Genomic DNA, 6,669 nt, shown 5'->3' with positions numbered 1-6,669 from the left:
GACCTCACTCTCATCCCGCCCCTAAAGGGGGTGCTATCGCACCGTAGCGGGCTTTCTCGTTCGGAAAATCTGTAAAGGCACCTGTACCGCTGCGCACTTCGCACAGCCGTCAGGTGCCTCTTTGCTTTTTCTCTATACTTCTTCGATCAGGCGCGCCAGCAAAGTCGCGCGTGTCGATATTTCCCCCAGTTCGATCCATTCCTCCGGCGAGTGGGCAAATCCGCCCTTTGCCCCAAGTCCGTCCAGCGTCGGAACCCCGCAGGCAGCGGCGAAGTTGCCGTCGCTTACGCCACCTGTCCCGGATTCCTCCAGCTCCATCCCCAGCTCATGACGGCTGATGGATTTTGCCAGCGCAAACAACACGCCTGTATCCTTGGTACGCTCCATCGGCGGACGGCGAATGCCGCCCGTCACGTTGATGCTCGTGCCCGAAAGTAGCGGCTTGCGCTCGCGGATTACGTTTTCGATGCGTTGCGCCTCTTCCATGGAAACGACGCGCACATCCACCTCTGCCTCCGCGTAATCGGCGACGACATTGGCGCCAATCCCGCCTTTGACTACGCCGACATTGATCGTCGTGCCTTTTTCGTAATCGGTCAGAGCGTGGAGAAATTGGATTTGCCGCGACAGCTCTTCGATGGCCGATACGCCTTTTTGGTGATCGACCCCGGCGTGTGCGGAAATGCCGCGAACCGCCACCGTATAATGCGCGCTGCCTTTGCGCCATGTTTTCAGCGCGCCGCCAGGCTCCGTCGGCGGCTCCAGCACAAAGCTCGCGGCCGAGCGGGACGCTTCCTGCTCTACCAGCCATCTGGAGGTCGGGCTGCCGATTTCCTCGTCGCTGTTGAGCAAGAGCACGATTTTTTTGTCCGCCGGCAAACGGTCCAGCTTCACCAAAGCCCGCAGCGCGAACATCGCCTGCAAAATTCCGGCCTTCATATCATATACACCTGGTCCGTACGCTTTTTCGTCCCGGATGGAAAATGGCCTGCGGGCCGCTTCTCCTTCCAGCCACACGGTATCGTAGTGACCGATGATGAGGATTTGCTTATCCCCTTCGCCCAATGTGCAGCGCACCTGATCGCCGTATGTCGCATTCGGGATCAGCTCCGCCTTGCCGCCTGTCAGCCGTTGAAACTGGAGCGCGAACCAGCCCGCCATCCGGTCGCCCAGCCGTTTGTCCCGCGAAGGCGAGTCCATGTTGACCGCCTCTTCGAGCAATTGCAAAAAGTGATTCATGTTGTCTTGCAAATAAGTCTGGATTGACATAGTGCCTCTTCCTTAATGAGATTGTGAATTGAGTCCGAACAGGCGCTCTAGTCCGTACACTTTTTCCAGCAGCACGATAAAGACCAGACTCAGCAGAATGACAACCGCGGAGATGGAAGCAACCAGCGGGTCAAGCGTTTCCTGCATATAGGTAAAGATCGCAAGCGGAAGCGTTGTCGTGTCCGGTGCCACCAGAAACAGGGAAACCGTCACATTGTCAAACGACGTCAGGAACGAGAAAATCATGCCTGACACAATCGCAGGCCTAAGCAAAGGCAGCGTGATGTCCCAAAACACGCGAAACGGATGGGCACCCAGCATGTAGCCCGCCTTTTCCAGCGTGTAGTCAAATGTGCTAAGCCCGGTGAGCACCAGCCGCACGACATACGGAATGGAAATCAGGATGTGCGCCAAAAGCAGCCCGGTAAACGTACCCGCAATGCCGATGCGCGTAAAAAACAGCAACGCGGAAATCCCGATAATCAGCGACGGCACCGTGAGCGGCGAGAGCATCAGCGCATTGATGAAGCCGCTCCCGCGAAACTTGTACTTGGACAAGGCAAATGCCGCCAGCGTACCGAGCAACGTAGCCAGAACAGCCGTTACCGTCGCCAGCTTGAGACTCGTCCAGAGCGATTCGATAAACTCCGGCCGATCCAAAATCATCGTGTACCATTGGAACGAAAAGCCCTCCGGCGGAAACGCCAAGTATCCGGCAGCCGTAAAGGAGCTTGGAATGATGACCAAAAACGGCAGATTGACCAGCACCAGCACAAAGAACGTGATGAGCCCGAGCACATTCAGCTTTTTCATGACGCAAACACCTCTTTATACCGCTTCGTTTCGATCAACCACGTGTACAAGGTCACCAGCAAAATCGTACTGCCCAACAGCAGGAAGGCCAACGCCGCACCGAGCGGCCAGTTCAAGGTCGCCATGATCTGCTCATACGCGATCACAGGCATCACCTTCACCGAAGTACCCCCCATCAGGGCAGGAGTGACAAACGCGCTCATCGACAGACTGAAAACGAGTGTCGTCCCGGCGATCATCCCCGGCAAGCAAAGCGGCAGCGTCACCGTAAAGAACGTGCGTATGCGCGATGCGCCCAAAATGGATGCTGCCTTGGACAGCGACGGATCAATCGCGTACAGACTGGTCGCAATTGCCAGCACCATGTAGGCGATAAACGAGTCGGTCAGGCCGATGACCACCCCAAGCTCGTTGTACAAAAGCCGCAGCGGCTGCTCGATCAGCCCGAGCTTCATGAGCGTTTCGTTGATCCAGCCCTTTTCCCCGAGCACGACCACCCAGCCGAAGTTGCGGATGACCACGCTGATAAGGTGCGGAGCCAAAATCAGCATCGTGACAATCCCGCGCATTTTGCCTGTCGCCTGCGCCATGTACATCGCCACCGGAAAGCCGAGCAAAAGCGTAGCCAGCACGGTCCACAGACTGACGCGGATCGTCCGCCAAAGAATTTCTACGTAAAACGAATCTTGCACAAACAAGGCGTAGTTTTGCAGCGTAAAAGCCTGGTTTTCATCCTGGAAGCTGAGCAGAAGCATGAGCAGCATCGGCAGGATAAATACGCCGAGCAAAACAATCATGGCTGGTGCCGTCAAAAGTGTGATGGAAAGACGCTTGTTCATCCGTCATCCCCTCTCCACGGGCATGACCAGCACGTCTTCTGCGTTCCACTGGCAGTAGACCGTTTTGCCTGCTTCTTGTTCTGCCGACTTGTCGCTCATCTGGACTTTGACAGACAGCGTATGCGCTCCGGTCGCCACCTCGCACTCCGTATAGGAGCCGAGGAACGAGGCAAGCTGCAGATGGCCTTTTACCCGATTCGGCTGCGCCGTGTCCGCCGCCTCCGTCAGCTTGATTTTTTCCGGACGGACGAAAATCACCGCTTTTTGCTGCAAGGCAAACTGGTGCTTCTGCCCTGCAGCCTGCACGAGCAAACCGCCCGTCGTGCGAAGCGTCACGGTGTCGCCTTCGGTCGCGATCACTTCTCCCTCCATCCGGTTTGTCTTGCCGATGAACGTATGAACGAACTCGGAAGCCGGCTGGTTGTAGATCTCGTGCGGAGTGCCGATCTGCTCCACGAAGCCGTGATTCAGCACAACGATCCGGTCGGAGAGCGCCAGCGCTTCCTCCTGGTCGTGTGTCACGAAAATGGTGGTGACGCCAATTTCCTGATGCAGACGCTTCAGTTCGTCGCGCAGTTCCTCACGCAGCTTCGCGTCCAGATTGCTGAGCGGCTCATCCAAAAGCAAGAGCGACGGCTCAATCACCAATGCGCGCGCGATGGCAATCCGTTGGCGCTGTCCGCCGGAGAGCTGCTTCGGATACCGATCCGCGACGTTTGGCAGCTTGACCAGCTCCAGCACACGATTGACGCGCTCCTGCATCTCCTGCTTTCCGATCTTGCGCAGCTTCAAGCCGTAGGCGATATTTTCCGCCACAGTCATGTGCGGAAACAACGAATACGTCTGAAACACCATTCCCAGTTCCCGCTTGTACGGCGGGACGCCATTCATCCGTTGACCCTTGATGAGCAAATCTCCGCCATCCGGGTCCAAAAATCCGGCAATCATGTTCAAGGTTGTGGTTTTGCCGCAACCGGATGGACCCAAAAACGAGATGAATTCGCCTTGCTCCACCTGCAGGTTGAAGTCCTGAACCACGACATTGTTTTGAAACTTTTTCATGATGCCGCGCAGTTCGACGTCAATCACCTTTGTCACTTCTATACCTACTTTCCTGTTTTGGGTGCGATTTCTTTGTTAAAGCGGTCCAGCCAAGCCGATGTTTCCTTGCTGATGACGTCGTAGTCAAAGTTGACAACCTTCGCGCGGTCAAATGCCAACGTCTTCGCTACATCGTCCGGCAGCTTTACTTCGGTAGCAGGATTGTAGTACAGCTTGGTCGCGTACATCGTCTGCACTTCGTCCGTCAGCAAAAAGTCGATGAACGCTTTGGCTGCTTGCGGATGCTTCGCGCCTTTGACGATTGTGGCGATGTTTGGCACGATATTGCCGCCCTCTTCCGGGAAGACAAATTCCAGCGGCACTCCCGCTTCTTTTTGCGTGAGGCTGCGCGCCATCGTCCAGGTGGTGTAGGCTGCGCTCTTGTTTTGCAGGTTTTGCTGCAACTGCGCCGCGCTTTTCGCGAATGTCGGCATGTAGCCTGCAAGCGTTGCCATTTTTTCAAAACCAGGCTCGATATTTTTCTCCGATCCACCGTTGGCGTAGGCCAGCATAATCATGGTCGAACGTCCGAAGTTGCTCGCTACGTCTGTCATCGTGATGTTGCCCTTCACTTCCGGCTTGGTCAGGTCGTTCCACGACGCCGGAACCGGCAGTCCTTTTTCTTTGACCAGCTCGCTGTTGTACGAGATGCCCATTGGCGTGAAGTTGACGACGACACCGCTGTCATCCGTGACTTTCAAATCTTGCGGCACGTTTTTCACGTTTGGAATGTCCGTGGCAGAGATCGTTTCCCACAAGCCTTCCTGGCGCCCTTTTTCCTGCTCGCCGCCCTCGACGATCGTCAAGTCGATTTGCGGGGAGTTTTTCTGCGCTTTTACTTTCGCGACGATCTCGGTCGATACCCCGGATACGTAGGTCAGCTTGACGTTCGGGTATTTTTCGTTGAATTTCTTGAAGATTTCGTCTTTCATCAACTTCTCTACAGTAGCTCCGTTCCCCGCGACAACCAGCGTGTCTTCCAGTTGCACCTGTGCTTGCCCGCCGTCTGTATTGCCAGCAGCCGGCGTCGGAGCGGCAGTTTGCGGTGTGGAAGAGCCACAGCCCGCAAGCAAAGAACCAGTCAAAGCAAAAATCGACAGTACAGATAACGCCTTTTTCTTCACGTAAGTTCGACCCCCGTTTTATCTTGTTTGTTCACGAATAGAGAACAACGTTTGCTATTCAAGAACGATAGTGTTATCCTATCATAAAGAGACTGACTATTCAAGGTAGTCATACAAAAAGCACCATTGCCTCCATTCAGGATTGCCTGCCCCCTATCTGTGGTAGAATAGGACTAATGCACATAAAGGAGACGTTTTTTATGGACCAAGTATTGTCTTCTGTACGAAACGGTTGCCGACTGTTAAAAATGTTTCTCGATTCTCCCAAAGAGCTTGGGGTGACCGAGCTTAGCAAAAAGCTTCAGCTATCAAAAGGAGCGGTGCACAAGCTGCTTTCCACGCTGGAATCAGAAGGCTTTATTCGCCAAAACGAAAAAACCAAGCAATATACGCTTGGCTATACACTGCTGGAGTTGGGCACGAAGGTGCTCACCAACCACGATATTGTCGATTTTTCCAAACCGTTTTTGACCGGGCTTGTCTCCCGGGTGAACGAGCTGGCCGTCCTGTGCGTGCAAGACTCGAAGGACGCCATCTACGTCGCGAAGGAAGATTCGAAGCATCCTATTCGCTTTACGGTCGAGTCTTTTCGCCGCTTCCCGCTCTACTCGACGACGGCGGCACGGGTGCTGCTCGCCTACCAGCCGGAGTCGTTCCAGGACGAGATATTGGCGGAGCAACCTTTGAAAATGTACACGCCTCACTCCTACACTTCCATCGAAGAGGTCAAAGCCGACCTGCAGGCGATCCGGGAGCGCGGCTACGAGATCAGCTCGAACCGCCGCAACACGGGCGTCACGGGAATTGCCGCGCCGATTTTCGATTCCACCGGACAGGTGACCGCCTCGATCAGCGTGATCGGCCCGACGGATCGCGTGATGCCCAAAAAAGAAGAGATCATCCAGGAAACGCTGGCTACGGTGCGCGACATGTCCACCCAGCTTGGATACCGTTTGCCGTAACCGCGCAGCCAACGAAAGAAGACCTTCCGCACAACGACCGGTTCGCTGTGTGAAAGGTCTTTTTTGTTTAGGCAGCCGTCATTCACCCCATTTTTGGGCGTACGCTTCCCGCAGTTGTTCCCAGCGGCTCCACGACCAGGCTGGCTGCTCTCCCGCAAGCACTTTTGCCAAAAGCTCGAGATGGGCATGCCAGCCTGCAAGCATCCGGGGCAGCAGCTCCCAGCGAACAGCCGACTCGTTCGCGTCCTTGCTGTTCCATGTATAGGCAAGCAGCGCCCAGACGATTTGCTTTTTCCAAAACCCTACGGCAAGCGCTACAGCCCCCGCCACCACGTATTCCGGGCTCCACGCTCCTTTTGGCGCGTGAAACAAAATCGGCGGAATCGTCATGGAGCTGAATACCCCGATCGGAACCATTGCCAGCCCGCGCCTGAGCCAAGCCGGAATCCCCCACCTGGAGCTAATCAGCAGCATCGGAACCCTTACAACAGATGACGGGCGTTTAACAGCAAGTTCGAAACGAGAATCGGCCAGCCGACGATGCCCTGCGAGCCCACCGCC

Annotated in this window: 7 protein-coding genes; 1 reads left to right on the top strand and 6 read right to left on the bottom strand. The window is 55.5% G+C overall.

Annotated features, from left to right (window positions below):
- Positions 1-132: 132 nt before the first annotated feature.
- Genes AC3WQH_RS25035 through AC3WQH_RS25015 form a run of 5 tightly spaced genes read right to left on the bottom strand, consistent with a single transcriptional unit; the run spans position 133 to position 5,146 of the window.
- Positions 133-1,269, bottom strand: a complete 1,137-nt coding sequence (locus AC3WQH_RS25035) for a M20 family metallopeptidase (RefSeq protein ID WP_221843656.1) — start codon at positions 1,267-1,269, stop codon at positions 133-135.
- 12 nt (positions 1,270-1,281) lie between these two features.
- Positions 1,282-2,082: an ABC transporter permease gene (locus AC3WQH_RS25030; protein WP_005836118.1), complete on the bottom strand. Its 801-nt coding sequence runs from the start codon at positions 2,080-2,082 to the stop codon at positions 1,282-1,284.
- Positions 2,079-2,921 (bottom strand): ABC transporter permease, encoded by an 843-nt coding sequence (locus tag AC3WQH_RS25025; protein ID WP_327991500.1) that lies wholly within the window; start codon positions 2,919-2,921, stop codon positions 2,079-2,081. The genes AC3WQH_RS25030 and AC3WQH_RS25025 overlap by 4 nt, the downstream gene beginning before the upstream one ends.
- Before the next feature lie 3 nt (positions 2,922-2,924).
- Positions 2,925-4,019, bottom strand: coding sequence for an ABC transporter ATP-binding protein (locus tag AC3WQH_RS25020; protein ID WP_005836114.1), 1,095 nt, complete (start codon positions 4,017-4,019; stop codon positions 2,925-2,927).
- A gap of 8 nt (positions 4,020-4,027) precedes the next feature.
- A complete protein-coding gene (locus tag AC3WQH_RS25015) occupies positions 4,028-5,146 on the bottom strand; it encodes an ABC transporter substrate-binding protein (protein ID WP_005836112.1) in 1,119 nt (372 codons plus the stop codon).
- A 200-nt stretch (positions 5,147-5,346) separates the two neighbouring features.
- Here AC3WQH_RS25015 and AC3WQH_RS25010 point away from each other — a divergent pair, with 200 nt between their 5' ends.
- On the top strand, positions 5,347-6,108 hold the full coding sequence (locus AC3WQH_RS25010; protein WP_007787167.1) for an IclR family transcriptional regulator: 762 nt from the start codon (positions 5,347-5,349) through the stop codon (positions 6,106-6,108).
- Positions 6,109-6,186: 78 nt separating this feature from the next.
- On the opposite strand, the gene AC3WQH_RS25005 is transcribed toward AC3WQH_RS25010, so the two are convergent.
- Positions 6,187-6,669: AzlD domain-containing protein (locus AC3WQH_RS25005; RefSeq protein ID WP_238504427.1), on the bottom strand; the 483-nt coding region annotated here is incomplete at its 5' end.

It is taken from the genome of Brevibacillus sp. FW301-21C12A (genome assembly GCF_058788915.1).
The sequence above is the reverse complement of the archived record's forward strand: the minus strand, read 5'-3'. Positions and strand labels throughout refer to the sequence as shown.